Source organism: Caballeronia sp. NK8, assembly GCF_018408855.1.
Classification (GTDB): Bacteria; Pseudomonadota; Gammaproteobacteria; order Burkholderiales; family Burkholderiaceae; genus Caballeronia.
This window is the reverse complement of record NZ_AP024326.1, coordinates 167,661-193,490: the sequence shown is the minus strand read 5'-3', so window position 1 is coordinate 193,490 and position 25,830 is coordinate 167,661. Positions and strand designations below refer to the sequence as shown.

Sequence of the window (25,830 nt, the reverse complement as noted above, 5' to 3'; positions counted from 1 at the left end):
AAAGGTGCCCTTGACAAAGCCGAATGTTGGCGGGAGGCCGTGCGTCGCTGTCGTCCGAGGTAGCTCACCTTGTTGTCGCTGCCGAAGCGTTCGGGGAGCGCGCGTGCCAGCACGGGATCGATCCGGTGCGAGGCAATTCATGAAGCTTCGGTCGTTACCGGCTAGACGTCGATCGTGTGCGCGGCCTTGAGGCGTATCCAAGTCATGCCTTCGCGCAGACCGGCGAGTACCGCCTCGGGTTCATTGTCGAAGGAATGCGTCTGCCTGAACCGGTGCATGAAGCTTGCTCCTTCCACGCCGCGGTGCTCGACGCTGATCGAACACTCGACGCCTTGCTGCGTCCGCTCCGTATTGCAGGCGACGGTCCAGTTGGCGCCGGCTATTGATCCCGTGAGCGACATGTCGATTCTCCGTTGATCGATCCAGGTTTCGTTGCAAAGATGTGTGAGTGACACGTCGACTTTATAGGCGACGCACTGCGTGGGCTTGAGCCAGGTAAACGGATCGCATCGCCGGGGGTGCGACGTACTCCGTTTGATTTAGCTCAATGGCCGTGCGCGCGACGACAGGCAGACTTACTTCCATGCGATGACGAATCATTGCGATTCACGCGACTCGGTCACTCTCCCGTCACGCTTGTGCGCGACCCGGGACATCGGTCGTACGTCGAAGGCATACATGAGCAGAATCGAGCGCCACAGTGCTACGCCAAAGACTGGGTCGCCCGCTCGACGAGTCCTGCCTCGCGGTGCGATCGCACAAGCAGTTCCGGCAGGAGCGGCACTCTTCGCCCTCTGGTGGGTCGGCATCCACTACCTGTCCGCGATGTGCCCAGTCGGCACGTTGGCTCGTGCGTGGCTGTTCTTGGGCGCTTCAACGAGCGTGCTGCTGCTCACGAGTCTGATCCTTCTCCTTGCGACTCACCGCGCCGCGCACGCGAGCGTCGTTCAGGCGACGATGAGCTACGGGCAGCTCGACAGCATCCTCCGGTCAACGACGGACGCCATTATCACGATCGATGCGACGCAGCGCATCGTCAAGGTCAATCCGACGGCCGAACGCGTGTTCGGGTGCGCCGCGCGCGACGCGATTGGCGGCCCGCTGTCTCGCTTCATCCCGGTGCGTTACCGTGCGGCGCACGACGATCAGGTGCGGCATTTCGAACAAACCCGCGTGTCGGAGCGACGGATGGGTCCACAGCGCGTGTTGTACGGCCTGCGCGCCGACGGCGAGGAATTCCCGATCGAGGCATCGATATCGCAGGCGGACGCGAGCGTGCTGGGAAAGGGCCGCGCCATTGACCTGAGTCAACCGCGTCGCTTGCTGCGTCCAACCGTTCTCGTCCACCTGGTTACCAGTGTCCGGGCGCACCCCAGACTGGAATCCGCGTTGCAGTTGGCCACGCTTCGACGCGTATGTCATCGGGCATTTTGCTGTCTTCGAACCCAACCGGCGTGCCCTCAACGTCTGAGATTGACCCGCCACAACGGACACCTATCCTTTTGAAAAGGGGGTGTCAAAATGGGCAAGCATCGAGCACCGTACCCGGCGGAGTTCCGGGCTCACATAGTCGAGCTGGTGAAGGCGGGGCGAACACCCGAGGAGCTTGCGCGAGAGTTCGAGCCTAGTGTGCAGACGATAATCAACTGGGTGGCGCAGGCGGATATTGACGCCGGCGCGCGTCAGGAGGGGTTGACCACGGCTGAGCGCCAAGAGCTCACCCGTTTGCGCCGCGAGAATCGGCAATTAAAGACGGAGCGCGACATTCTCTCTCACGCCGCGGCCTGGTTCGCCCGCGAGACAGGAGCCGTGTCCTCGAAGGATACGGATTCATGAGAGCAAACCAGGCCCGTTGGCCCATTGCCACGATGGCGCGGCTGCTGGGAGTCTCGACCAGCGGTTACTACGCGTGGCTGGTGAGGGAGCCATCAAGGCGGTCACGTAGCGATGCTCAGCTACTGACGCGCATTCGTACGCTGCATGCGAGTTCGCGAGGTACGTACGGAGTGCCGCGCATCCATGCGCAACTTGCGCGCGAGGGAGTGCACGTGGGACGCAAACGAGTCGCGCGCCTGATGCGCATCGCGGACCTACGGGGAGCAAGTCGACGGCGCTGGCCGCGTACAACGCGCCAGCGTGCGGGGGCACGGCGTGCGCCGGACCTCGTGCGCCGGCACTTCAATGCTGAAGGGCCCAACATACTGTGGGTCGCAGATGCCACCTACATTCCGACGACAGAAGGCTTTCTCTATCTGGCTGTGGTGCTTGATGTCTTCAGCCGGCGCATCGTCGGCTGGGCGATGTCGAGCCACTTGTACACCGAACTGATGTTGCGCGCGCTCGACATGGCCCTCCAGCAGCGACGTCATGAGGGCGTGATTTTACATTCCGACCAGGGAGCCCAATACACATCCATTGCCTTTGGGCGACGCTGCCGCGAAGCCGGCGTGCAGCCCTCGATGGGTACAGCCGGCGACGCGTACGACAATGCGATGTGCGAATCCTTCTTTGGGACACTCGAAGCAGAACTCCTGTCGCGCGAACACTTCGCGACCCATGAACAAACCCGCAGGCGCATCTTCTCCTTCTTGGAAGGCTGGTACAACGTACGCCGCCTGCATAGCAGCATCGGCTATTGTTCGCCGCTCGAATTCGAAAACCTGAGCGCCAAGAGAAAAACCGTATCACCCTGCGGGTTGCCCACCGACGGGCAGCGTCGTGGTCGTGAGAAGCGACCCGCTGCCCGTCCGTGGACAACCCGCGACTCAACGCTTAACGGAGGCCGGACGACGACAAATCTTTAACTGCAAATCTGTCCGTTGGAGCGGGTCAATCTCAGTCATGGCGGGCACCGCCGAGTATTACGAGCAGCGCGCGGCCATACGGCACGAGCAGCGCGGCGCGATCGAGCGGATCTTTCATACGGAGATCAAGCGCGCCGGCCTATCGGGCGAATGGATCGAAACGCGGAAGTGGGCCAGCCATGCGGTGCCGCATTTTGCGCGTTGCGCGGATCTCGTGATCGTGAGCCAGGACGATCCGACCGATCCCGAGTCTTACGTTGGAGATCATTTTCCCGAGACCGTCATTCTCTCCTCGGGGCGGCCGGTCTTGCTTCTCCCGTACACGGGATTCTTCGCCCAGGTCGGCAAACATCCGATGATCGCCTGAGACGGTAGCCGCGAAGCCACTCGCGCCTTGCACGACGCGCTCCCGCTTCTCAAGGCAGCCGGGCAGGTCTCGATCGTGAGCGTCGATACGTCCCGAGGCGAAACGGGCGGTGGCCGCATCCCCGGCGCGGACATCGCAGCCTGCATCGCCCGGCACGGCATCAAAGCCGCAGTCTCGTCAGAAGACATTGCGCCGGACGTGTCCGCGGGCGAACTGCTGCTTTCGCGGGCCACGGATCTTCATGCCGATCTCGTGGTCATGGGCGGCTATGGACATGCGCGCTGGCAGGAACTCGTGCTCGGCGGCGCCACCCGGACTTTCCTATCGTCGATGACCGTGCCCGTGCTGATGTCTCACTGACTTTCATCCGCGAGCGGCGCCCCTGCGCACGCCGTCGAGCGCAGCAGCAAGTCTTCCAAGGAGTCGATCGTGCCATCGATGTAAGCCCGCGAAGAACTCCCAATTGGCTCGTCAGGCACAATCTTCCAGTGCCCATTCTCAGGCGCACTTACTAGCGCCGCAAAGCAGGCTGAAGCATCGAAGCGGGGAAAGCAAAGCCAGTCAATCGAGCCATCCCTGGACACTAACGCCGCACTCCGGCAGTTTCCAAGCAAGGCTTAATCTTCGATCAGATTCTTCGTCGACAACATTCCGGAATTTTTTGAACCGCGCTGCGTGTGGCCAGAGATGGTTAAGATCGAGCGCGTCGTGTTACTGACATGGTTGCTTCTTGTTCTAGTGCCAGCTGCTTCTAACGACCACGTCGTGTTCATTTGCCGTCAATCCCGTCTGCGACCTTTGCAACGAGTTTCGCTACGGGCCCCGACGGTGTAGGCAACGTTCGAGTCACGAGCTCTTCAAGTGCTACTCGGTACGATAAAATCCCTCCTTCGGCGACGATACCTAACTCTACATTTGCATGACGACCCGCCCGTCTATCTTTCCTTCCTTCATCGCACTGAAGATCTGATTGATATTCTCAAGGCGATCTGTTGAAAAATGCGCTTTAGCTTTTCCCTCACCGGCGAAGGCGAGACATTCCTGCAAGTCCTTTCGGGTGCCGACGATGGAACCTCGCACGGTTTTTGCGTTAAGGACGACATCGAAAATCGGCAGATCGAAGCTTCCTGGCGGTAAGCCGACCAAGGACATCGTGCCGCGCTTGTGCAGCATGCCAACGGCCTGTGCGAAGGCGGTTCTGGAAACGGCGGTGATCAACACGCCGTGCGCGCCGCGTATATTCTTTTGTACTGTAGCAACTGCGTCCTGCGTGGCGGCATTAATCGTCATGTCGGCGCCAAGACTGGACGCGAGCGCGAGTTTGTCATCTGCGATGTCGACGGCGACGACGTGAAAACCCATCGCTTTGGCATATTGTACGGCCATGTGACCCAGGCCGCCGATCCCTGAGATGGCCACCCAGTCTCCCGGTTTGCAATCTAGAACTTTAAGGCCCTTGTAGACGGTGACGCCGGCACACAGAATGGGCGCCGCCGCCGCGAATTCGAGGTTGTCAGGCAGAAGTCCCACGTACGCAGGGTCGGCAAGCACGTAATCCGCGTATCCGCCGTTGACGGTGTAACCAGTCATTTGCTGCTTGTCGCAAAGCGTTTCCCAGCCGGTGATACAGTGCTCACAATGACCGCAGGCAGTATGGAGCCAAGGTACGCCGATGCGGTCACCCTCCTTGAGCATACTGACACCGGCCCCCAACTTGGCAACATAGCCGACGCCTTCGTGACCCGGAATGAAAGGGACGCTTGGCTTCACCGGCCAATCGCCCTCGGCGGCATGCAGGTCAGTATGACAAACCCCGCAAGCAGCAACTTTCACGAGCACCCGGCCAGGGGGGACATCAGGAACGTCGACTTCCTCGATGACCAGTGGTTTTCCAAATTCGTGTACAACTGCGGCTTTCATCCGCTCGGACATTGCAACCTCCATTCAATGGAATAAGGACCGAAACGATTGAGCTAGCTACTGGATTGCCGCAGATTTGCATCCAACGCAAATGGCGGATTTTCCCCGGTCTGCACTTCTGAATTTTCCTGGACGCTGTGCGTAATTAAAATTTCGTTGGCGCGTGCCGCGATCGCGAAAGCGCGAACGGCCGGCATCCGATGCCCGGCAATCGGCGGAGTTTCCGTCGGTACATGACGGGATCCCAATCACGATGCGGGCCGAAACGAGCGTCATGGTCCGGACAGGACAAGGGCCACTGTCGTCAATCCAAAGACAGTAGCAACCAGGTATTGCCGTGTAGCATGCGTAAGGACACTGGAGATACGCTCACCCCCAGTATTACTGATTGCCTTGACAGTATAGGCGTCCCGCAGCGCTTCGGTCGACATATCGGCGCGGCTCGCTCCTACACTGCGCCTCGTACCGCGTTCATCCCTTTTTCATCATGCTGGCATGAGAAAGGGTGTCGTGGACAACGCCCATACTGGCAATGCGCTTGCCTGGAATATAAGTGACCCCTATGCTGGGCACGATGGCGGCGTCTTTCAACGCACACGGGATGGCGGCTGCCAGATCCGCACTCCGAGGGGATCGGGAGCCGACGCAACTGAGCGGCGACGTCGAGAACAATCTCGGCAACCAGTGGAGAGTTCGGTCCATCGGGCAAGAACGTTCCCGGCAAAGGTCGCAGCAAGGGTGGTAAGGAGGCGGGATTGGCGGTCGAGTCGACGGACTTGGCATTCGGGTGGGCGACACGTTCGAGAAATTGGAGAGGCCTGCCATGTCGATCGCGCGAAGTTCTGCTGGTCCCACCTCGGTGTCGTCCAGCCTCCGCGCCGCCGCACTGCGCGTTCAGCTGACGATCTGCCTCCTTGCCGCAACCGGCGGCAGTTCGGTCTGGGCAGACGACCAGTCGATAGACGCGCAGGACGCACCCAAAGCGCCAAAACCTACCAAAGCGAGTTCGCCTTGGTTGCTGCTGCCGACGTTCTCGAATAATCCCAAACTAGGCACCTCGTTTGGCGTCCTCGCCGGATACGTGCGAAAGTTCGATCCGCAGTCGCAGGTATCGCTCTTTGGCGTGAGTGGGCAGTACACGTCGACGAATTCCCTGGTCGGGGCAATCTTCGCCCGGACTTCCTTCGATGGAGACCGACATCGAGTTACTTTCCTTGCCGCTGGCGGAATAGTCAAGAACGACTACGACAACTTCCTCGGTACGGGTAAGCCGTTGAACTCCGAAGACCACCTGCGTGTTCTGGTGGGACGGTATCTGTACCGCATTAAGGGCGACTGGTTCATCGGTGCACAGACAATTTTCACGAACTACCAGATCGTGGGCCAGACGGCGCTGGACGATGACCTGCTCAGCACCCTTGGCCTGACAGGCTTCAAGGCCGGCGGTGTGGGTCTAGTGATCAACCATGATTCCCGGGACATCGTGGACGCGCCAAAACGCGGGTGGTACTTCAACGTGAACAGCATCGCCTATCGGCAGAGCCTAGAGGGAAGCAATAATTTCAACGTTTATCGGGCCGACTACCGGCGCTTCTGGAGCCACGGGAGCGGTAGTGTGTTCGCGTTGCGCCAAAGCAATCAGTGGACAGTTGACGCTCCGCCCGCCGCCTTCGCTCCTGTCGTGTTGCGCGGCTACACCATGGGCGAGTATTTAGGCAAATACATGTCTTCCGTGGAAGTCGAGGAGCGCCATCGTCTGGCTGAACGGTGGACAGCGACGCTGTTTGCCGGAATGGCGTGCCTGTATGGTGCGAGTCGGGGCGGCTGCTCGAGTTCCGCAAATCGTTTCCCAAACTTGGGCGCGGGCTTGCAGTACATTCTCAAGCCCGATCAGGGTATTGTCGCCAACCTGGAGGGCGCACTCGGAAAGGACGGCAACAAGGCCTTGCTGTTCAAGATGGGATACGCGTGGTAAGGCATTCCTGCTGACCCGAACGCGCGACGGCCGGATCTTGCGTTCGCTATTCGGCCCCGGCGTAATACTTTCAGTTGAACGCCGCGTCGCGCAGCACGAACCACGTAGCCGCGCAGTCTGCGCCGGGTACGAAGGAAGGTGAACATGGATCCATCGGCAAACAACTCGGGACACCAGCGAATCGACGTAGATTCGCGTCTCAGAGCCCCGCGCGCTGCCGCTGTCGCCGGCATCATATTTTCTGTTTTACTGATTATCAGCCTTCTGCTGCTGCGGCACTCCGTTCCCGTTCTTCCGATAGAAGCGAGCGCGTGGCTTCGAGAGAGTTCAGGTACCGTGTCTCTTTCGGTCAATCTGGTGCCGTTCGCTGGTATCGCATTTCTCTGGTTCATTGGCGTGCTGCGAGACCGCCTCGGAAAACGCGAGGATCGCTTCTTTGCCACAGTGTTCATGGGAAGCGGCCTCCTGTTTTTGGCAACCTTGTTCGTCGCCGCCGCTTTCGTCGGGGGAATCGTGACCGCGTATGGCATCGAAATCGACCGACTTTCCGGTTCAGCGACATTCACGGTCGCGCGAGCGGTTGCCTACGAAATCATGAATGTCTACGCAGTCCGTATGGCGGCAGTATTCACGATTGCCACCTGCACGCTTGCTCTTCGCACCGGCTTTGTTTCGCGCTGGATCGCAATAACCGGATACGCTTCCGCCTTCGCATTGTTCTTTGCAGGGCGGCACATAGACTGGATCGTGCTAGTTTTCCCGTTTTGGGTTCTGCTTCTCAGCCTGCACATCCTTCTGGACAATTTTGGCGTATTAGCCCTGGGGAGCACGAGTGATTCTGACGGTGAAGGCGACACCTAGTCGTTAAGAGAAAGCATCCACGTTGGCTGATCTATTCGCGAGACGACCGAGACATCATTTGCGCAGACGTGCCGGCCTTGCGTCGATCCGTACGACTACGTGCTGCACTTAATCACCGAGCTGCCGCGGCGTGCCTTCGATGCAGACGTGACCGGCCTGTTGCCAATTAATTGTTCGCGGCAACAGCAGGCCAAGGCGGAGACTGGCTGACTTACAGGCCGTGCGCCGGTCATCGTGATTGCGCGTTCCATCACCCCGATGCAGACTCACTGATTGATATCAATCGCCGCTACGCAGCTACGTTCGACCGTCACTTGTAAACAACTCTCAATTCGACATCCTAATGCTCACGCTTACGACCAAACGGCACGCAACGTCAAAATGCTTGGCGGGCCGCGTCGTTTTGGACCGAGCTACTTCTTTGCACAGCAGGGGAGTAGACGCTCTTGGTGCTGCTCGTATCAGTCTCAAAAAACGGTTAAAGCGTGCAGCACCCGGATGAAGCAGACCACGAGCAGGGTGTACGCCACACCGCCACCACCCAAGGCTATGTAGAGCATGGTGTTATCAGACGGTGGCGCGGGTGGAAGGACTTTCGAGCCTTGCGCGGTCAACCATGTTGACCCGCTTGTGTCAGTCTGGCCGTAGTTGATTGCATACATCTCAGTTCTCCATCTGTTGCTATGGGCTGCGTCGGCAGTCCGTCTGATTCAAGACTAGGAAACAGGGGCGCGGACCGTGCGTGGTCGAATGACGCATATGGAGGCTCTACTCGATAAATCTGGCGTCAGATAAATGGGCCCGCAACGTCTGAATAGGCGCTTGCGCCCGGCGTCGTTTGGGGAGGCCGCTCGCGAACCGCCGCTTTCATCGGTGCCGAAGCTGGCGTTCTAACTCAGTGGCGCGGGGGTGAGTAGATGAGGCGGCCACGATGACTGGCAACAGCCAGAGGCAGAGGGCGAGCAGAAGGAAAAAAGCAAGGGCAGACATGATTTGCTCCAAAGAAAGCGCCCAAATTCGGTTGGTTGTACGCGGCCGCCGCGGCGATCACTCGCGCGTCGACTTCGGGTGGGCGCTGCCCTGAGGTTCGATATCTGTGCGTGAGTTGTCCAGCGTAGATCGCAAGCGGATTTTTAGTCTAGCGTCTGTATGGTGTTGAGGAAGATCGAGCGCAACAGCCAGAAGCAGAGAACGAGCAGAAAGAAAAGAATATGCGCAAACATGATTCCACTCCAAAGTGAGAGCACCATTCGGTCAGGGCGATGCTCTGCCTAGAAGCTTATAAAAAGCATGGCCGCTCTAATGTGGCAGGTCGCCGCATATTGAGGCTCTAACCTAAAAATCCTCCAGGTAGCGGACCCGCTGGGCGGCCCCCCTGGCCGGGCGGCCGCGCTTCGAAAACTCATACCGCTGCTTGTACGAGTTTTACTCGCGAGGGCGCGGACGAGGCCGCGGGCGGTAGTCCAACGCATAAAGCTACTCAGGGAGGCGTCCCCGAGTGGCATCAAGTAGCCGAGGCGGCGGCAATGAGTCGCGAGCAAATGCGTTAGTAACGCATATTCGCGTGGATTGGTCGGCCAAGGCGGCCAAACTGCCCAAAACCAAAATCATCACGCCATCGAAGCGCGGGAGTGGGCCAACCATACGGTGCCGCATTTTGCCCGCTGCGCGGATCTCGTGATCGTGAGCCAGGACGATCCGACCCATCCTGAGTCTTACGGTCTTACATCGGGGATCATTTTCCCGAGACCGTCATTCTCTACTCGGGGCGGCCGGTCGTGCTCCTCCCGTACACAGGATTCTTCCCAGGTCGGGAACCATCCGATGATCGCCTGGGACGGCAGCCGTGAAGCCACCCGCACCGTGCACGACGCGCTCCCGCTTCTCAAGGCAGCCGGACAGGTCTTGATCCTCAGCATCGCTACGTCCGAGGCGAAGTGCGCGACGACCGCATCCCTGGCCCGGATATCGCAGCCTGCATCGCCCGGCACGGCATCGAAGCCGAAGTCTCGTCAGAAGACCTTGCGCCGGACGTGTCCGCGGGCAAACTGCTGCTTTCGTGGGCCGCAAGTCTTCATGCCGATCTCGTGGTCATGGGCGGCTATGGACATGCGCGCTGGCATGAGCTCGTGCTCGGTGGCTCCACCCGGACCTTCCTTGCGTCGATGACCGTGCCGGTGCTGATGTCTCACTGACGTTCATCCGCGAGCGGCACCCCTGCGCATGCCGTCGAGCACAGCAGCAAGTCTTCCAAGGAGCTGACGTCATAAACTGCAAAATCATTCTCGTCCATCTGGACAACAGCTGGCGTTGCGAAAAGCGAACGCAATTCGCGTCGGAAATAGCGCGCCGTTTCTATGCTCACGTCATCGGGCTCTATCTGGTCTGCCAGGACGTGGTTCACCACCTGCTCGATGCCGCCACGCTGCATGGCCGTCACGCCGATGTGATCGTGCTCGGACAGGACGATCCCGACGATCCGGCAGCATTCGTCGCCCGCCACTTTGTCGAGGACGTCGTGATGGGCGTTGGGCGGCCGGTGCTGCTCGTGCCGCGTGCCGGCGACATCAGGACGATCGGCGAGAACGTGGTCATCGCATGGGACGACAGCCGCGAGGCCGCGCGTGCCGTGGCCGACGCCCTGCCCCTCTTGCATCTCGCGCGCTTCGTCGAGATCATGACCGTCGAGCGGCGTCGAAACGAAGAAGCACCGGCGGGCATCGAGATCTCCGCTTATCTGGATCGCCAGGGCGTGCGCGCGAGCTTTTCGTCGACGCCTCGCATTCACGGCGAAAACACAGGGATGACGTTAACGGACAGAGCGAACAGTGTCCACGCGAACATGCTGGTCGCGGGCGCCTATGCGCATTCGCGCGGGCTGGAGATCGTGCTCGGCGGCGTGACCCGCACACTCCATGAGATGTCCACGCTTCCCGTTCTGCTATCGCATTGAACGGCTGCGAAGCGATGTCGAAAGACAGGTCGCGTAGCTCAGCCGTGTACTGATGTTGCCATACGGGCCTTTCGTGCTTCAATCCACGTTTTTCCAGATCGTGTATTGCACGACCCAATTGCAGCAACGATGACGACCAGTACCGCAAAACCAGCTATTCCCAAAATCTCACCCATCGCGTCAACTACCAAAAAGTTGCATCGAAGGTTTAGATTACGATGCACATCCCGATTTTCGATTGATTTCGATTGAAGGATTTGCCTTTCGAGCGGGCTCGGACGCTGTTGCGAGGACGAGCATTCGTACCGTGGCAGCCGGTACGCGCAAACTCGGCAAAACGGATGCATGACTTTTTGGTCGCCAAGCGAATTGCCGGATAACGCCCCGGCCCTCCCGTTATACTTGCTCTCGAACCAGCATCAAAGGAATCTCGATTAGACTCGCCACCCGATTCGGAACGCTGCCAAGATAGGCCCGTGCGTCACCGCGCCGGCCGTGCGTTCCCATCACGATGAGGTCCGCATTCCAGCGTTCTGCTTCGCGCAATATGGCGCTGGCTATGTCGTCTTCGCTGGTCTCGGTGCTGATCTGATCAGTCGAGACCAGCGAAGGCGTGACGTTACGCGGCGGTCCGAGTTTCCCGGCCGCGGCCTCGATCGCCCGCGCGCCTTCCTTGACGAACGTGTCCTCGATCGGTTTCCCCGCCACGGATCCGCTGTGAGACATTGCACGGTCTACGACATGGATCACCCGTATCTGCGTATCGGCGGTGGCGAGCCTCGCTCCAATGTCCACCGCTGCCAGCGACGTTACGCTCCCGTCCACGGCAAACAGAATCCGCTGCAAGGTGATATCGCGCGCACGGTCATATCTGGCTGGCACGACGATCACGGCGCACGGTGCGAGTTGGCTTAGTCTGCCCGCCACCGACGGGTCGAACCACCTAACCAGGCCGTGATGTTGCCGGATGCCCAGAATCAGGAGATCCGCGCAAGCGTCATGGGCCTCTGTGACGACAGCGTCCGCAGCACCGTCGCCCTCCTTCGTGAGATCGATCACCCGAGTTCGCATGATCGCGGCCCAGTTCGCGAGCATAGTCCTAGACTCGACGATCGCGCGTTCCGCTCCTTTCAGCAGTTCTTCACGCCCATCGTCGGCATCCAGACCGGAGAGAACTGCACGCGATGCAAGGGAGTGCGAGTCGAGCGCCAGGGCGGCTATCGTGAGTTCGGAACTGGGCCTCGCCAATCGCCGCGCGAACGCACCGGCGCATCGAGATGCTTCGAAAGAATCGAGGCAAAGAACGATGCGCCTGAAGCCGCCGTGTTGCGGCGACGTGTCCTTGGTTGATTCCATGGCTCATCCTCCCGGCGTGTCGCCGGACGCGCTTCATGCAGCATGAGCGCGCATAGATAACGTGATCGAGCCCATGCACGTGTCGTGGACAGCGTCACTCAGTCCACATCGCAAAACAACGCTCGCCCTTGCTAACTCGACGCCGGAACGGACGGCGGAAGACCGAAGTGTGCCTTGACGTCTCTGACGCCCGGCACGTTCTCCGCGGCAACGCGAATCGCGTTGCCTTCTTCCGCGCGGACGACCGGCCCCCAGAGATGCACGATCCCGTTTTCGACGGTGACGTTTTCCCGCGCCAGCGCCCAGGGATGATCCTTCATGGCCGCGAACACGTCTTCGCGGATCGCGTTGTCGCCGCTCTCCACCGTGGTGGGCACCTCGGGCGCCATCGTCACGAGCGCACGAATCAGATTGGCGCGGCTCACCACACCGACGACCTTTCCGTCGCGCATAACCGGCACGCGCTTGATACGCCGTCGGTCGAGCAATTCGGCAATATCCGCGACAGGACAGGTCTCAGTCACCGTCGAGACGTCGGTAGTCATCACGTCCCTGACCTTCCTCGAGTGCTCCTTCACGTACTGGCTCGCCAGTTCTGTCGTCGACGCCGCGAGCTCGAGCCACCACGAGCGTTGTTTGACGCCGGTCCCGATCTCCACGCGATGCATGAGATCGCCCTCCGTGACCATTCCGAGCAGCCTGCCGGACTCGTCGATGACAGGCATCCCGCTGATGCCAGCGAACACCATCATCCCTGCAGCGTGCCGTATTGTCATGTCCGGACTGGCCGAGATGATCGAAGTCGTCATGATGTCGGAAGCTCGCACGTCCATCTCCTTGAGAAGTTATCGTTTTCCACTACGACGCTTAGTGGGCCGGCTATATCGCGTGCCCATTTCCTAATCATCGCGCCGCGATACCGCTTCTGACAAGAAGACCTGCGATGCACCAAGCGTTAAGGTAGCGTTGATTTAGTTACCCGCGATCAAACGCGCGTCACTCCATCCAGCATGCAGTACCGCCATCGACGGAAGTTTCGCAAGCGCCATAACGAATGAGAAAGAAAGCCCGCCTGTCTCGACGGGCAAAGTGCGAGGCCAAACAATGCGCCATCAAGCGCGCGACAAGTATGCGCAGGATATGTGTCTCATGCAATCGAAATGGTGTGGTGAAGAACCACGGACGATTGCGAAAAAGCACTTCTTCCATGAGAGCGTAGCCTGGACTGCAATGGAAGTTCCTGTTGTACCCGAACCTTACCTTTGAATTGGTAAACGTTATCTATCTCGCATCAATTTCTGAATTCGTTGCAGTCCCTGTCTTAGAAACAGCGCTCGCCCGAGGATGATACGTAGATCAGCGAATCGTCGTTCCTTTGCCTATGATTTATATTGGGCGATTTATGTCCCTGCAGGGCATTGTCCAGCACGTCTTAGGTATTGACCGCAAACCGTCAAAGGACAAGGAGTCGTTCACATGGAAGCTCCGCGACGTTTGGCACGGATCGAGTTGATGGCGCCGCTTTCCGGCGTGATGGTGCAACTCGAAACCGTGCCCGATCCGGTTTTCGCAGACAAGATGGTCGGCGACGGCGTGTCGATCGATCCCACTTCCGACGAACTGCTCGCCCCGTTTCCCGGCACGATCACCCAGCTGCATCGCGCGGCGCACGCAGTGACTGTGACCGGCGAAGGCGGCCTTCAGGTGCTGATCCACATCGGCCTCGACACGGTGATGCTGCGCGGCGAAGGCTTCACGCCACTCGTCAAAGAAGGCGACACCGTCACCACGGGCCAGCCGCTGATCCGTTTCGATCCGGTCGTCGTGGGCGCGCGAGCCGTAAGCCTGCTCACGCAGATGGTCATCGCCAATGGCGAAGAGCTCGTCACGCGCTATATGCCCGCGACGGGCCTCGTCATCGCGGGCAAGGACGTCGCGTTGTCGGCCGAGATCGTCGGCGGCGCAAGCGCCGAGGCGAGCGGCGGCGCGGCCGGCGCGATCCAGTCCGACGAAGTTGCGCTGCCGAATCCTCAGGGCCTGCACGCACGGCCCGCCGCGGTATTCGCCGCCGAAGCGAAGAAATACAAATCCGACATCCGTGTGCTGCGCGGCAGCGACAGCGCGAACGCGAAATCGGTCGTCGCGCTGATGGCGCTCGCGACGAAGTTCGGCGACACGCTGCGCGTCGAGGCCGCCGGCCCCGATGCGGGCGAGGCCGCCGCCGCGCTCGCGCGCCTGCTCGCATCGGGCTCGGGCGAGAAGCCCGGCGATGCACCCGCGCCGGCTGCGACCGCCGCCGCGGCGGCTGCACCGCAACACGCCGCGCCCGCCGACGCGAACGAGTTCACCGGCGTATCGGCATCGCCGGGGCTCGCGGTCGGCAAGATCGTGCAGTTCCGCCAGGAAGTCATCGACGTGGCCGAAGCGGGCGAAGCGCCGCAGCGCGAGCGAGGCCGCCTCGAAGCCGCGCAACACGAAGCGCGCCAGCAGATCGAAACGCTGAAGGCAAAGCTCACCGATCCGTCGAAAGCGCAGATTCTCGACGCGCATCGGGAATTGCTCGACGATCCCGGCCTCAACGACGCCGCCATCGCCGGCATCAGTGACGGCAAGAGCGCGGGCTTCGCGTGGCGCGCCGCGTTCGAGGCGCAGGCGAGCATGCTGGAAAAGGTCGACAACGCGCTGCTGCGCGAACGCGCCGGCGATATTCGCGATGTCGGCCGCCGCGTGCTGGCGCTGTTGGCGGGCGTGAAGCAGGCGCATATCGACGTGCCGGCGGAATCGATTCTCATCGCCGAGGAACTGTCGCCTTCGGACACGGCATCGCTCGATCGCAGCAAGGTGCTCGGCTTCTGCACGACGACCGGCGGCGCGACGAGCCACGTCGCGATCCTCGCGCGTTCGCTGGGCATTCCGGCGATCTGCGGCGTCGACGAGGGCGCGCTGCAATTGCCTGATGGCACGCTCGTTGTCCTCGACGGCTCGCACGGCAGCCTGCGGCGCAATCCGGGCGCGGACGAGCTGGCGAAGGCGCGCGAACGCATCGAACGTCAGACGAAGAAGCGCGAGGAAGAGAAAGTCGCGGCCAACAAGCAGGCCGTCACCGCCGATGGTCATCGCATCGAAGTGGCGGCGAACATCCGCAATGCGCAGGAAGCGCGCGAAGCGGTCGCGGCCGGCGCGGAAGGCGTCGGGCTGTTGCGCTCCGAGTTTCTCTTCGACAACCGCGACACCGCGCCGTCGGAAGACGAACAGGCCGCCGAATACTGCGCGGTCGCCGAAGCGCTCGGGCGCGAGCGTCCGCTCGTCGTGCGTACGCTCGATGTCGGCGGCGACAAGCCGCTGTCCTACCTGCCGCTGCCGAAAGAGGACAACCCGTTCCTCGGCCTGCGCGGCGTGCGCGTGAGCCTCGATCGTCCCGACATGTTCCGCGTGCAGTTGCGCGCGATTCTGCGAGCCGCGCCGATCGGCAATCTGCACATCATGTTTCCGATGGTCGCCGCCATCGAGGAAGTGCGCGCGGCGAAGAAGATGCTTCAGGAAGAAGCCGGCGACCGTATCGGCGACGTCAAGATCGGCGTGATGATCGAAGTGCCGTCCGCCGCGCTCATCGCCGAGCCGCTCGCGCGCGAAGTCGACTTCTTCTCGATCGGCACCAACGATCTGACGCAATACACGCTCGCGATGGATCGCGGGCACCCGAAGCTCGCCAAACAGGCCGACGGGCTGCATCCGGCGGTGCTGCGTCTCATCGGCATGACCGTCGAGGGCGCCCATCAGCACGGCAAATGGGTCGGCGTGTGCGGCGGTATCGCATCGGATGCGATGGCCGTGCCGGTGCTCGTCGGACTCGGCGTAGATGAATTGTCGGTGAGCGTGCCCGCGGTCGGCTCGATCAAGGCGCAAATCGCGCGGTTCACGATGGACGAGGCGCGCAAGCTCGCGGCGAAGGTGGTCACGCTCGGCACGGCTGCCGAAGTGCGCGCCCTGCTCGCCCCGTACGCAGAATAAGCGGAGACCAATCATGTTCAAGAATGCATTCGGCGTGGTGCAGAAAGTCGGCAAATCGCTGATGCTGCCGGTCGCGGTGTTGCCGGTTGCGGGCCTCTTGCTCGGCCTGGGCGCGACGGATTTCCACGGCTATGTTCCGGCCATCGTGCTGGAGTTGATGAAGAACGCGGGCGACGTGATCTTCGGCAACCTGCCGTTGATCTTCGCGATCGGCGTCGCGCTCGGCTTCACGGAGAACGACGGCGTGTCCGGCATCGCCGCGACCATCGGCTATCTCGTGATGACGGCGACGCTCGGCGTGATCGCGAAGGTCGAAGGCGTCGAGACGTCGCTGATCATGGGCATTCCGTCGATCCAGACCGGCGTGTTCGGCGGCATTCTCGCGGGCGGGCTCGCGGCCTGGATGTTCAACCGCTACTACAAGATCGCGCTGCCGGCCTATCTCGGCTTCTTCGCGGGCAAGCGCTTCGTGCCAATCGTCACGGCCATCGGCTCGATCGTGCTCGGGGCGATTCTGTCCGTCATATGGCCGCCGATCGGCGGCGCGATCAGGGCATTCTCGCACTGGGCGGCGGTCTCCGACCCACGCACGGCGGCGACCATCTATGGTTTCGTCGAGCGTCTGCTGATTCCGTTCGGCTTGCATCACATCTGGAACGTGCCATTCTTTTTCGAAGCGGGCAGCTTCCTCGATCCGACGACCGGCAAGGTGGTTCATGGCGACATCACTCGCTTCTTCGCCGGCGATCCCACCGCGGGGATTTTCGCGGGCGCCTTCTTCTTCAAGATGTTCGGTCTGCCTGCTGCGGCCATCGCGATCTGGCATTGCGCGAAGCCTGAGAAGAAGGTCGCGGTCGGCGGCATGATGGTGTCGGCGGCGCTGACGTCGTTCCTAACGGGCATCACGGAGCCGATCGAGTTTGCGTTCCTGTTCGTCGCGCCGGTGCTGTATTTCATTCACGCGTGTCTTGCGGCGTCGGCGCAGTTCGTCGCCAATACGCTGAACATGCACATGGGGTTCACGTTCTCGCAAGGCGCGATCGACTTTTTGATGTTCAACCTGATCGGCAACAAGGCGACGCACGCGTGGTACGTGTTCATCCTCGGGCCGATCTACGCGGCGATCTACTACGTCGTTTTCCGCTTCGTGATCAGCCGGTTCGATCTGAAGACGCCGGGGCGTGAGGACGATACCGTCGACGCCGCCCCGGCGAGCACCGCCGAAATGGGTGGACGCTCGCGCGATCTGGTGCTCGCGTTCGGCGGGCGGTCGAACATCACGAGCCTGGACGCCTGCATCACACGACTGCGCATCTCTGTGAAAGATCCATCGCTTGTCAATGACGCCAGGCTGAAGGCACTCGGCGCGGCGGGTGTGCTGCGCGTGGGCAACGGCGTACAGGCGATCTTCGGGCCGCTGTCGGAGAACATGAAGACCGACATGCAGGAATACCTGAAGAAGGCGGGCAGCGACGCCGACTTGCCGGTGGCGGGCGCGACCGCCGCTACGGCTTCGGACGCCGTAAGCGCGCTGGCTGCGGCACCCGCGCAGGACACGGCGCAGCAGAAGGCGCGCGCGGAGAAGATTCGCACGGCGCTGGGCGGCGCGGCCAACATCGTGAAGATGGAACCGCTGGCGGCCACGCGCTTGCGCGTTGCGCTCGGCGATGCGTCGCGGCTCGACGGCAATGCGTTGAAGGCAGCGGGCGTGCCGGCGACGCAGACGCTAGCCAACGGTGAGGTGGATCTGATCGTGGGGCTGGAGGCACCCAATCTGGCCGCTGCGATGCAATCGGCGATATAGGAAGCGTCCTACGTCTGGACACCGAGTACCACTGGCGACGAAGCTTAAACCGAACAGCAGAAATCCGGCTAGCCGTCCGCAACCGACCTCAGGGACTTGTGCTCTCGGCACTACGACGTGTCAAAGCAGGAGAGGGACGCAAATCGCTAGAAACACGACAATGTAGATGATTCCAAAGATCGCACCCAGTCGCCAGAAGTCACCGGCGGGCAGATAGCCGCTGCCAAAGTAGACGGGGCTCGGCCCGGTGCCGTATGGCGTCAGAATCCCCATGATGCCGAGCGTGAGTGCCAACATTAGCGCAAACGCCTCCATCGGCATGCCGGGTATCGTCGATCCCACGGTCAGCATTACAGGGAGCATTGCCGTCGTATGGGCGGTGATGCTGGCAAACATGTAGTGCGTGAAAAAGAAGATCAGCACGAGAACCACTGCTGCCATCGTTGGCGGAACGCCGTTCATGTGGGCCGACATCGCGCCTGCGAACCACTTCACGAACCCTGTCTTGCTGAGGCCGTCGGCCAGCGTGACCAGCGTCGCGAACCACGCGAGCGTGTTCCACGCCTGCTTGTTCGATAACATGTCGTCCCAGGTCACTACCTTGGCGACCAGCATGAAAGCGATCACTATGAGTGCCGCAGTCGTGGCGTTGACGTACTCGTCCCCGAAGATCCAGAGTGCAAGCGCAATAAGCACGAGAACCCCGAGCATCAGTTCGCGTCGGGTAAGCGGCCCCATCTCCTTCAGCTCTTTCGCCGCCCAGACAGGGACTTCGCTGCCCTGCTTGACTTCCGGGGGATAGAGGAAGTAGGCAAGGAGCGGTACAGCCAGCAACAGCACGATGCCCGCTGGCGCCACGGCCATGAACCACTGCATCCAGCTCAGATCGACGTGCACTGTCTTTCTGATGAGCTCGGCAGCAAGTAGATTTGGTGCGAGTGCCGTGAGAAACATCGAGCTTGTCACGCAGGTGGTGGCGATCGCCGTCCACATGATGTAGGAGCCAATCCGGCGCGCCGATGGATCGTTCGGCTTCGAGTCGTAAAGAGGCGGCAAATTGCGGATGACGGGGAAAATCGTCCCGCCACTGCGCGCCGTGTTGGACGGTGTGAAAGGAGCGAGTACGGCATCGGCCACCATGACCGCGTAGCCCAGAGTGAGCGTCTTGCGACCCATCGCCCGCACGAGCATGAGCGCGATGCGCCGGCCGAGGCCTGTCTTTTCATAGCCGAGGGCGAACATAAAGGCACCGAAGATCAACCATACCGTGCCGTTGGAAAAGCCAGAAAGTGCCCAGCTCAGACTCGCATTCGCCACATTGAAGCCTGGTTTGGCGAGTTGCTCGGGGCTGAAGAATACCCATTCGGAGAATACGGCAACGACGGTCACTGCAACGAGGCCGATGGCCGCGCCCGGGATAGGCTCCAGCATCAGTCCGATGATCACACCGGCGAAGATGGCAAAGTAGTACCACGCATGTTGATCCAGTCCCCCGGGCGCGGGAATGATCGCGATCACGATCGCGACGATCAGGGGTGCAAGGGCTTTCCAGAAGGCAGGCATAACGTCCTCCGCTTGGAAAACATCACTCGTGTGCTATGGTTTATATGTCGTTTTCCGTGGGTTCGCCACCGTGGTTCCAGCATGGCGCAAGGGCGGAGTGCAAAAAAATGGTCAGCCTGAGCATCGAAGGGCGCGAGGTCGATGCCCCTGAAAACTGCTCGATTCTGCAGGCCTTCGTGCATGCGGGAGCGACGCTTGTCGAAGGTGTTGGCTGTATGGGTCAGGGAGTGTGCGGCTCGTGCCGTGTCATCGTCAGAAGGTGCGGCGAGCAGGAGGTGAAGACGGCGCTTGCTTGCGAGACCCTGATCGAGACTGGCATGCAGGTCGCCTTTCTCGATTACTTCACCATCTCGACGCGTCACACGTATCGCATGGAGAACCTCGGCGACAGTTGGCAGATGTTGCGCGCGGTCTCCCAAATTTTCCCTGAGGCGTCCCATTGCCGTCACTGCGGCGGCTGCGATCGCGCCTGCCCGAAGGGCCTCGACGTTCAACGTGGGGTGAACCTCGCCGTGGAGGGCAAGCTCGCCCCATCGGCACAGGTCTTCGACGAATGCGTCATGTGCAACCTCTGCACGCTCGCTTGTCCCGAACTCATCCGGCCGAATCATCTCGGGCTTTTCGTGCGACGCATGACCGCGGCGGCGGCGCTGCGGCCGGCCAATCTAATGCGGCGCCTGCAACAGATCGAAAGCGGTGAAATGACGATCGACTTCAATGCGCCCGGCGCGCACCCGCCGAGCGGACCCAGTCAATAGATCATGCACGCTGGCATCCCTTACGACGACGCGCGCCGACGCTACCAGCCCGGTCGCATGCTCACGCAACGGCGCGATGACATGTCCGTTGATGAACTCCTCGCGGCCCATCATCCTGACCACGGGCCCAATGCCCGCGTCGCCCTGAGTGTCGGGGTGAACCGCGGCGCACCGTGTCAGCCCGATCTTGCGCGCTATCTCCAGGCGAACGCGCTGATCGACGACGTCGATATTGCTGGCGCGCAGCTCGTAAGCACCGACGTGCTGGTCATCGGCGGCGGTGGCGGAGGATGTGCGGCCGCGCTCACGTCGGCCAGAAACGGCGCGCGCGTGATCCTCGCCACCAAGCTGCGCCTGGGCGACAGCAACACCGTGATGGCAGAAGGCGGAATCCAGGCCGCCATCGGGGAAGACGACAGCCCGCAACTGCATTTCGAGGACACATTACGCGCCGGGCACTTCTGCGCAGAGCCCGAACTTGTCGCGCAAATGGTGATGGACGGCCCGGATGTGATCCGATGGCTCATCCGGCTCGGCATGATGTTCGATCAGGAGGAGGATCGGCCTATCGGCGGCGACCTCCTGCGCAAGAAGCCCGGCGGCGCATCGGCAGCGCGCATCCTTTCCTATCGGGACTACACGGGTCTGGAGATGATGCGCGTGCTCCGCGAGGCCGTAGAGCTCGATTCGGGCGTCGAAGTTTGGAATCGCTGCCCGGTGGTCGAACTGCTGTCAGACGAGCGTGGATGTTGTGCCGGGGCCGTCGTCTACAACCTCGAGTGGCGCACCTTCGTACTCGTGCGCGCGCGAGCCGTGGTCCTCGCCACGGGTGGCGCCGGGAGGCTTCACCTCAATGCTTTCCCGACATCGAACCATTACGGCGCTACCGCGGACGGGCTCGTGCTCGCCTATCGGATCGGAGCACGCCTGCGCGAGCTCGATTCGTTCCAGTATCACCCGACCGGCATCGCGTACCCGCCTCATTTGGCGGGCGGACTGATCTCAGAAGCCGCGCGCTCCGCGGGAGCCAAGCTGATCAACGGCGAAGGCGAGCGCTTCGTGGATGAGTTGAAGCCGCGCGATATCGTGGCCTCCGCGATCCTGCGTGAATGCGCGCAAGGTCGCGGAATCGAACGTGATGGCCAGATGGGCGTATTCCTCGACACGCCGACTCTTGAACTGGAAAATCCGGGCATCCTTGAAAAGCGCCTCGTTACGTTGCGTCACCTCGCGCACAAGTGCAGTCACGATGCGGCGCAGGAGCCCTTCCTGGTCTATCCGACCCTCCACTATCAGAACGGTGGTGTGGCGATCGACAAAGACGGCGCCACGAGTGTGCCCGGCCTCTATTGCGTCGGAGAAGTTACAGGAGGCATACACGGACGCAATCGCCTGATGGGCAACGCGCTGCTGGACATTTTGAGTATGGGACGCCGTGCCGCCGCAAAGGCCGCAGAATCGGGCGACGCCATCGCAAGCCGTGCGGGGATCGGCCACGTACACGCATGGCAGCGGGAACTGACGCTGGCAGGCTTGCCCCTGAACGTCAAAGCTCCATCGCTCTTTCCCAGCTACGCGCACTTCGATCTGCAAGTCGATGCGGGCTTGCGCGCGAGCGTGAGCAGCGGCGCGGTCGGCGGCATCCGCTGAGGCAATTCACGGAGCGCGATGATGGAAAAGCTGAATCAGGTTCTCTTAAGGGACGATATACGCGTGGGCGCCGATCTCGACGCGTGGCTCGCGCGCAGCGGCGGAATCGGACTCTCCAAGGCGCTGGAAAATCCTGAGTCGATCATCGCCGAGATCGAACAAGCCGACCTGCGCGGGATGGGGGGCGCCGGGTTTGCGACACATCGCAAATGGACGCCGGTCGCCGCCGCTCCGGATGGCGACAAGTACATCATTTGTAACGGCAACGAGGACGAGCCTGGCACCTTCAAGGATCGCTATCTTCTCGAGCACACGCCGCATCAGGTCATCGAAGGCGCGCTCATTGGGGCGGTGGCAACCCGCGCGAACCACGTCGTGCTTTATATCAATCCGCACCAGGCCGTGCCCCTCATGGTCACTCGTCAGGCGGTAAAGCAGTGGCAGGCGCATCCGCTCTTTTGCGCGATTGAGCAGCAGATCGGTGGCCCGGTTTCGCTTTGCGTAGTGCCCAGTTCAGGCCTGTATATCGGCGGCGAGGAAACCGCTGCGATCGCAAGCGTCGAAGGCGGATTTCCCTTTCCGAGGCGCAAGCCGCCCTTTCCGGCGGAACATGGCGTGCATGGCTCGCCTACCATCGTGAACAACACCGAGACACTGGCACACGTGCCGGGGATTCTTCGGTACGGCGCGCAGTGGTACCGAGGCCTCGGTAAGGGGGGCGCGGCCGGCACCAAGCTCTATTCGCTCTCGGGCGACGTCCTGCACCCAGGGCTGTACGAATTGCCAATGGGTACGAGCCTGGAAGAACTCGTCTTTCAGCATGGTGGCGGAATGCTGCAAGGCAAGGAGTTCAAGGCGGTCTTCACGGGTGGTCCGTCCAACACGTTGCTGACCAGGCGCGACCTGGACGTAGCGTTGGACTTCGACTCGGTCCGCCAGCGTCGGTCGCGCCTGGGCACGGGCGCAATGATCGTCGTTTCCGAAGGCAGCAGCATCGTACGCAAGGTCGCCGAGTACGTCGGCTTTTTCGCACAGGGTTCTTGCGGACAATGTCCACCCTGCAAAGGCGGAACCTTTCAGTTGATGCGACTGCTCAACCGGATCGACACTGGTCGGGGCGTACGCGCCGATCTCGAGGCGCTGGATAACTTATGCAAGATCCTTCCCGGCAGCGGCCGCTGCGGTCTCATCGATGGTGCGGTGACAGTAGTGGAAAGTTCGGTTGACCAGTTCCGCGAGGAATATGAGGCGCTCCTAATGGCATAGGCTGGCCGTGTGTCGAACTGGACCTGAAGATGTTGACACGATCGCCTCTCTGCCCGTTCTCGTACAAATGAGGCGCCACGAAATCGCAGTCGCCTGATCTCCAAATTCTGGTAGAGAAAGATCCCTCGGGCGGACCCACAAAGCGATCATTGCGTCGCGGCCTTGTGCGCGGCCGCAACCGCGGCATCACGCTCCTTGGCAGCCTCTGCCTTCTTGTGATCGAACACTTTCTTCGCCGCCGCGACCTTCTGGTTGTACTTCTTATTGGCTGCAGCGATTTCCATTCGCATCTTTACGATCGCATCGTTGTGCTCAGGCTGAGCAGTCCCTTGATCCGGCTGTGCTGCAACCTGCGCCACCCCATTCATGGCGAGGACGATCGCCAGCAACGCAACCGCTCCTTTCAAATACTTCATGATCGCCTCTCAATCTCTTCTTGCCTGTTATCAACTTCGTGTGCGCCAGTTTCATCTTTCCCCGCGCACCGCGCAATGAAAAAAACAATACAAGAACGTCGAATGCCGACTCGCTCACAGTATGCGAACTCCTTAATGAATTCAAGGAATTGAACGTGCAAACATCGGAGCGAACTCACGGACTGCGAGATATCGAAACGTGTTGCAACAGGACTGAAGCCATCAGTCGCTTTGAGTCGGGGAATCAACTCATCCGGTTGTCATTTAGCGAAGCGCACCCTGAAAACATCGACTAACGGCCAGCCTGCTCAATGCGCCTCACGCTGGGACCGAACCGTCCGCCGCAATACGATGTCCCGTTCAGGGTCGGGCAGTGCAAGGATCGCGTGCATGGTCACCCGAATTCCCCAACATGCATCGACCGGTGCCGCGGCACTCGGGTTTTGAGAATAGGCCACGTAGCGTGCGATATTCGCTGGAAGGTATCCGAGTTGCTCAAGCAGCGAGCGCCTTAGGCTTTCGTCGGCATCTTCATATTGCTGGGCGCTGGGAATATCGATTCGCGTTTCCAACTCGCTTGCCCTGAGGGCAGCCAGTAACACGCGGAAGTACGCGTCGATGTCGGCTTCCGACATGGCGCTCAGGGAGATTCGATCGACGACGGCGCTCATGTTGTTCAAGCCGAAGCAATCGAATGGAACCAGCGTGTCGAGGAACTTTGCGATTAGCGAAACGTATTGCAAGCGCAAATCCGGCGACAGTCTTTCGAGACCGTCGGATATGAGTTCGGCACGGGTGCGTGGATTCAGGAAAAGCCTGCTCGATCGGTGCGCGTTTCCTCTGACCATCGAATCAGCATTAATGCGCGCGATCCAGGTGAGAATCAGTCTGCCTTTATCGGATGAAGGATCAATCCCGTTCGCCACCAGCATTTCGTCATAGACCGAGCGACCATTTGCGACTTCCGGTACCAGCGAGCGATCGAGCGCGATCGATGGATTAAGCCATAGCTCGTCGTATCGAATTGCGGCGCGGACTTGCAAGACCGACATCGACGCAAGCAGACAAGCAGCCAGACCACCGACCAAAGCTTTCATGTCACATTCGCACTCGATGATCGTCCTGCCGCAGAAGCTGTTCGCGGGGTCCCTCATCAAAGATAGTTCAGCCAAAGGCATAGGCGCAATGGATCGAAGGCGACTTTTCTTTTATCCGTCGGATCATAGCAAAGCCCCGATCGACACTGCTTTCGTTCCGACCTGCGGCAAGGGGGCGCGACTTCTCAAGAAAGAACCGAGCGGCGTAGTGAGTTGAGCATCGACGGATTGCGGTTCCAGTCCGCTCATTGAAAGGCATAGGCGATACCCACGCCGTAAGTCAACTGATTACGCGTACCGCGCTGCGCCACAATGGGACTCGCTGCGGATTCGCCCATCAGCCGCTGGTAGTACACCATCGCGCCTGCATACCATTTCGGGCTCGGTTGATATATCCCGGCGATCCAGCCAACCAGTTGATTGAGACCGCCCTCGGGCTTAAAGACCGGCAGACCGACCGCTTTTCTGCGCATCCTCGGGCGCGACGCCGTAATACGTTTCGTTAAAACCGCCACTTAGCTACGTCGCACCCCACTCCGCCGCCGACGAACACGCGCGAATGCAACGGAACTCAGGCACTCGTGTTCAACGACACGCGCGCGCCCGTATAGGTGTTTCCGGCGTTGGTGACAACGGTGACCTCAACCCGCAGACGATACGGCACATCGTTGACGTGACTGTACTCGTAGCCTACGAATCCGCCCCCTTCCAGCGTGGTCGAAACATGATGTGTTTCGAAAACGGCATCATTCACGCGCGGCAACCGGCAATCCAACGCTCCATGCAGACAGGATAAGCGGCAGACGAGACAGCAGGGACGACATGAGCCGGGAGGCCTTGGCCATGTTCAAGATTTCTGCCGCTGCGACCGGTGCTAATTCGCGCATACGAACGCGACGGGGAAATGGCGAGCGAACCTGACAATATGGAATAAGGCAGCGTCAGGCGGCGAGAGACATTCAATACTGACTTACCCGGTGTCTCGATGGAATCGAGCATTGAGATCGATCCAAGCTGCGCTACTTGAAT

Annotated in this window: 24 protein-coding genes and 2 pseudogenes; 13 read left to right on the top strand and 13 right to left on the bottom strand. The window is 60.8% G+C overall.

The features are described from left to right. Positions 1–161 precede the first annotated feature (161 nt). The gene (locus tag NK8_RS33660) at positions 162–401 is read right to left on the bottom strand and encodes a UDP-glucose 4-epimerase (RefSeq protein ID WP_213233775.1); all 240 of its coding nucleotides are present in this window, start codon (positions 399–401) and stop codon (positions 162–164) included. A 277-nt stretch (positions 402–678) separates the two neighbouring features. Here NK8_RS33660 and NK8_RS33655 point away from each other — a divergent pair, with 277 nt between their 5' ends. The 4 genes and pseudogenes from NK8_RS33655 to NK8_RS33640 all read left to right on the top strand — a co-directional run bounded on the left by NK8_RS33655 (position 679) and on the right by NK8_RS33640 (position 3,531). Next, positions 679–1,506: a PAS domain S-box protein gene (locus NK8_RS33655; protein ID WP_225936600.1), complete on the top strand. Its 828-nt coding sequence runs from the start codon at positions 679–681 to the stop codon at positions 1,504–1,506. Between the two features lie 15 nt (positions 1,507–1,521). Continuing rightward, positions 1,522–2,657, top strand: a pseudogene (locus NK8_RS33650) (IS3 family transposase); the annotation flags it as partial. Between the two features lie 184 nt (positions 2,658–2,841). Beyond that, positions 2,842–3,171 carry a hypothetical protein gene (locus NK8_RS33645; protein ID WP_213233773.1) on the top strand — a complete coding sequence of 110 codons (330 nt, stop codon included), beginning with the start codon at positions 2,842–2,844 and terminating at the stop codon, positions 3,169–3,171. A 27-nt stretch (positions 3,172–3,198) separates the two neighbouring features. Next, positions 3,199–3,531 (top strand): universal stress protein, encoded by a 333-nt coding sequence (locus NK8_RS33640; protein ID WP_213233772.1) that lies wholly within the window; start codon positions 3,199–3,201, stop codon positions 3,529–3,531. A 65-nt stretch (positions 3,532–3,596) separates the two neighbouring features. On the opposite strand, the pseudogene NK8_RS43070 reads toward NK8_RS33640, so the two are convergent. After that, positions 3,597–3,785: pseudogene (locus NK8_RS43070) on the bottom strand (trehalase-like domain-containing protein); the annotation flags it as partial. A gap of 295 nt (positions 3,786–4,080) precedes the next feature. Next, the gene (gene adhP, locus NK8_RS33635; protein WP_213233771.1) at positions 4,081–5,103 is read right to left on the bottom strand and encodes an alcohol dehydrogenase AdhP; all 1,023 of its coding nucleotides are present in this window, start codon (positions 5,101–5,103) and stop codon (positions 4,081–4,083) included. 811 nt (positions 5,104–5,914) lie between these two features. Here adhP and NK8_RS33630 point away from each other — a divergent pair. Together NK8_RS33630 and NK8_RS33625 are read left to right on the top strand one after the other, a co-directional pair. After that, the gene (locus NK8_RS33630) at positions 5,915–7,066 is read left to right on the top strand and encodes a hypothetical protein (protein ID WP_213233770.1); all 1,152 of its coding nucleotides are present in this window, start codon (positions 5,915–5,917) and stop codon (positions 7,064–7,066) included. Positions 7,067–7,210: 144 nt separating this feature from the next. Continuing rightward, the gene (locus NK8_RS33625; protein WP_213233769.1) at positions 7,211–7,927 is read left to right on the top strand and encodes a hypothetical protein; all 717 of its coding nucleotides are present in this window, start codon (positions 7,211–7,213) and stop codon (positions 7,925–7,927) included. Between the two features lie 467 nt (positions 7,928–8,394). Here NK8_RS33625 and NK8_RS33620 read toward each other — a convergent pair whose 3' ends face one another. Then, positions 8,395–8,589, bottom strand: a complete 195-nt coding sequence (locus NK8_RS33620) for a hypothetical protein (RefSeq protein ID WP_213233768.1) — start codon at positions 8,587–8,589, stop codon at positions 8,395–8,397. A 1,275-nt stretch (positions 8,590–9,864) separates the two neighbouring features. Between NK8_RS33620 and NK8_RS33615 the strand changes: the two genes are divergently transcribed. Beyond that, a complete protein-coding gene (locus NK8_RS33615; protein WP_213233767.1) occupies positions 9,865–10,122 on the top strand; it encodes a universal stress protein in 258 nt (85 codons plus the stop codon). Here the strand turns inward: NK8_RS33615 and NK8_RS43065 are convergent. After that, positions 10,116–10,331, bottom strand: a complete 216-nt coding sequence (locus NK8_RS43065) for a hypothetical protein (RefSeq protein ID WP_225936599.1) — start codon at positions 10,329–10,331, stop codon at positions 10,116–10,118. The two genes, NK8_RS33615 and NK8_RS43065, sit on opposite strands and share 7 nt — an antisense overlap. On the opposite strand from NK8_RS43065, the gene NK8_RS33610 reads away from it, so the two are divergent. After that, a complete protein-coding gene (locus NK8_RS33610) occupies positions 10,323–10,880 on the top strand; it encodes a universal stress protein (protein WP_225936598.1) in 558 nt (185 codons plus the stop codon). The two genes, NK8_RS43065 and NK8_RS33610, sit on opposite strands and share 9 nt — an antisense overlap. 396 nt (positions 10,881–11,276) lie before the next feature. Here NK8_RS33610 and NK8_RS33605 read toward each other — a convergent pair whose 3' ends face one another. The 3 genes from NK8_RS33605 to NK8_RS33595 all read right to left on the bottom strand — a co-directional run bounded on the left by NK8_RS33605 (position 11,277) and on the right by NK8_RS33595 (position 13,445). Further along, positions 11,277–12,236 carry a universal stress protein gene (locus NK8_RS33605; RefSeq protein ID WP_213233766.1) on the bottom strand — a complete coding sequence of 320 codons (960 nt, stop codon included), beginning with the start codon at positions 12,234–12,236 and terminating at the stop codon, positions 11,277–11,279. Positions 12,237–12,367: 131 nt separating this feature from the next. Beyond that, the gene (locus NK8_RS33600) at positions 12,368–13,063 is read right to left on the bottom strand and encodes a CBS domain-containing protein (protein ID WP_213233765.1); all 696 of its coding nucleotides are present in this window, start codon (positions 13,061–13,063) and stop codon (positions 12,368–12,370) included. Between the two features lie 169 nt (positions 13,064–13,232). Further along, complete coding sequence (locus NK8_RS33595) at positions 13,233–13,445, bottom strand: hypothetical protein (RefSeq protein WP_213233764.1); 213 nt, start codon at positions 13,443–13,445, stop codon at positions 13,233–13,235. A gap of 267 nt (positions 13,446–13,712) precedes the next feature. On the opposite strand from NK8_RS33595, the gene ptsP reads away from it, so the two are divergent. After that, entirely contained in the window at positions 13,713–16,247 is a 2,535-nt protein-coding gene (gene ptsP / locus NK8_RS33590; RefSeq protein ID WP_213233763.1) for a phosphoenolpyruvate--protein phosphotransferase, read from the top strand. A 13-nt stretch (positions 16,248–16,260) separates the two neighbouring features. Continuing rightward, positions 16,261–18,051 (top strand): PTS glucose transporter subunit IIBC, encoded by a 1,791-nt coding sequence (gene ptsG / locus NK8_RS33585; RefSeq protein WP_213233762.1) that lies wholly within the window; start codon positions 16,261–16,263, stop codon positions 18,049–18,051. 120 nt (positions 18,052–18,171) lie between these two features. On the opposite strand, the gene NK8_RS33580 is transcribed toward ptsG, so the two are convergent. Further along, positions 18,172–19,614: an anion permease gene (locus NK8_RS33580; protein WP_213233761.1), complete on the bottom strand. Its 1,443-nt coding sequence runs from the start codon at positions 19,612–19,614 to the stop codon at positions 18,172–18,174. Positions 19,615–19,721: 107 nt separating this feature from the next. On the opposite strand from NK8_RS33580, the gene NK8_RS33575 reads away from it, so the two are divergent. Genes NK8_RS33575 through NK8_RS33565 form a run of 3 tightly spaced genes read left to right on the top strand, consistent with a single transcriptional unit; the run spans position 19,722 to position 23,288 of the window. Continuing rightward, positions 19,722–20,372: a 2Fe-2S iron-sulfur cluster-binding protein gene (locus tag NK8_RS33575; protein WP_213233760.1), complete on the top strand. Its 651-nt coding sequence runs from the start codon at positions 19,722–19,724 to the stop codon at positions 20,370–20,372. Between the two features lie 3 nt (positions 20,373–20,375). Further along, on the top strand, positions 20,376–22,022 hold the full coding sequence (locus NK8_RS33570; protein WP_213233759.1) for an FAD-binding protein: 1,647 nt from the start codon (positions 20,376–20,378) through the stop codon (positions 22,020–22,022). Positions 22,023–22,043: 21 nt separating this feature from the next. After that, a complete protein-coding gene (locus tag NK8_RS33565) occupies positions 22,044–23,288 on the top strand; it encodes an NADH-quinone oxidoreductase subunit F (protein WP_213233758.1) in 1,245 nt (414 codons plus the stop codon). A 146-nt stretch (positions 23,289–23,434) separates the two neighbouring features. Here the strand turns inward: NK8_RS33565 and NK8_RS33560 are convergent, their stop codons facing one another. The 4 genes from NK8_RS33560 to NK8_RS43055 all read right to left on the bottom strand — a co-directional run bounded on the left by NK8_RS33560 (position 23,435) and on the right by NK8_RS43055 (position 25,555). After that, positions 23,435–23,656 carry a hypothetical protein gene (locus tag NK8_RS33560; protein ID WP_225936624.1) on the bottom strand — a complete coding sequence of 74 codons (222 nt, stop codon included), beginning with the start codon at positions 23,654–23,656 and terminating at the stop codon, positions 23,435–23,437. A 356-nt stretch (positions 23,657–24,012) separates the two neighbouring features. After that, positions 24,013–24,801 (bottom strand): hypothetical protein, encoded by a 789-nt coding sequence (locus tag NK8_RS33555; RefSeq protein ID WP_213233756.1) that lies wholly within the window; start codon positions 24,799–24,801, stop codon positions 24,013–24,015. 245 nt (positions 24,802–25,046) lie between these two features. Then, positions 25,047–25,274, bottom strand: coding sequence for a MipA/OmpV family protein (locus NK8_RS43060; protein ID WP_225936597.1), 228 nt, complete (start codon positions 25,272–25,274; stop codon positions 25,047–25,049). 98 nt (positions 25,275–25,372) lie between these two features. After that, on the bottom strand, positions 25,373–25,555 hold the full coding sequence (locus NK8_RS43055; protein ID WP_225936596.1) for a hypothetical protein: 183 nt from the start codon (positions 25,553–25,555) through the stop codon (positions 25,373–25,375). Between the last annotated feature and the right edge of the window lie 275 nt (positions 25,556–25,830).

Excerpts from the sequence above, each read along its gene's own strand:
- NK8_RS33580 (WP_213233761.1), bottom strand. The coding sequence starts at position 19,614 with ATGCCTGCCTTCTGGAAAGCCCTTGCACCCCTGATCGTCGCGATCGTG.
- NK8_RS33575 (WP_213233760.1), top strand. The coding sequence starts at position 19,722 with ATGGTCAGCCTGAGCATCGAAGGGCGCGAGGTCGATGCCCCTGAAAAC.
- adhP (WP_213233771.1), bottom strand. The coding sequence starts at position 5,103 with ATGTCCGAGCGGATGAAAGCCGCAGTTGTACACGAATTTGGAAAACCA.
- NK8_RS33620 (WP_213233768.1), bottom strand. The coding sequence starts at position 8,589 with ATGTATGCAATCAACTACGGCCAGACTGACACAAGCGGGTCAACATGG.
- NK8_RS33645 (WP_213233773.1), top strand. The coding sequence starts at position 2,842 with ATGGCGGGCACCGCCGAGTATTACGAGCAGCGCGCGGCCATACGGCAC.
- NK8_RS33595 (WP_213233764.1), bottom strand. The coding sequence starts at position 13,445 with ATGGAAGAAGTGCTTTTTCGCAATCGTCCGTGGTTCTTCACCACACCA.
- NK8_RS33560 (WP_225936624.1), bottom strand. The coding sequence starts at position 23,656 with ATGAATGGGGTGGCGCAGGTTGCAGCACAGCCGGATCAAGGGACTGCT.
- NK8_RS33660 (WP_213233775.1), bottom strand. The coding sequence starts at position 401 with ATGTCGCTCACGGGATCAATAGCCGGCGCCAACTGGACCGTCGCCTGC.
- NK8_RS33625 (WP_213233769.1), top strand. The coding sequence starts at position 7,211 with ATGGATCCATCGGCAAACAACTCGGGACACCAGCGAATCGACGTAGAT.
- NK8_RS43060 (WP_225936597.1), bottom strand. The coding sequence starts at position 25,274 with ATGCGCAGAAAAGCGGTCGGTCTGCCGGTCTTTAAGCCCGAGGGCGGT.
- NK8_RS33555 (WP_213233756.1), bottom strand. The coding sequence starts at position 24,801 with ATGAAAGCTTTGGTCGGTGGTCTGGCTGCTTGTCTGCTTGCGTCGATG.
- ptsG (WP_213233762.1), top strand. The coding sequence starts at position 16,261 with ATGTTCAAGAATGCATTCGGCGTGGTGCAGAAAGTCGGCAAATCGCTG.
- ptsP (WP_213233763.1), top strand. The coding sequence starts at position 13,713 with ATGGAAGCTCCGCGACGTTTGGCACGGATCGAGTTGATGGCGCCGCTT.
- NK8_RS33570 (WP_213233759.1), top strand. The coding sequence starts at position 20,376 with ATGCACGCTGGCATCCCTTACGACGACGCGCGCCGACGCTACCAGCCC.
- NK8_RS33565 (WP_213233758.1), top strand. The coding sequence starts at position 22,044 with ATGGAAAAGCTGAATCAGGTTCTCTTAAGGGACGATATACGCGTGGGC.
- NK8_RS33605 (WP_213233766.1), bottom strand. The coding sequence starts at position 12,236 with ATGGAATCAACCAAGGACACGTCGCCGCAACACGGCGGCTTCAGGCGC.
- NK8_RS33655 (WP_225936600.1), top strand. The coding sequence starts at position 679 with ATGAGCAGAATCGAGCGCCACAGTGCTACGCCAAAGACTGGGTCGCCC.
- NK8_RS33630 (WP_213233770.1), top strand. The coding sequence starts at position 5,915 with ATGTCGATCGCGCGAAGTTCTGCTGGTCCCACCTCGGTGTCGTCCAGC.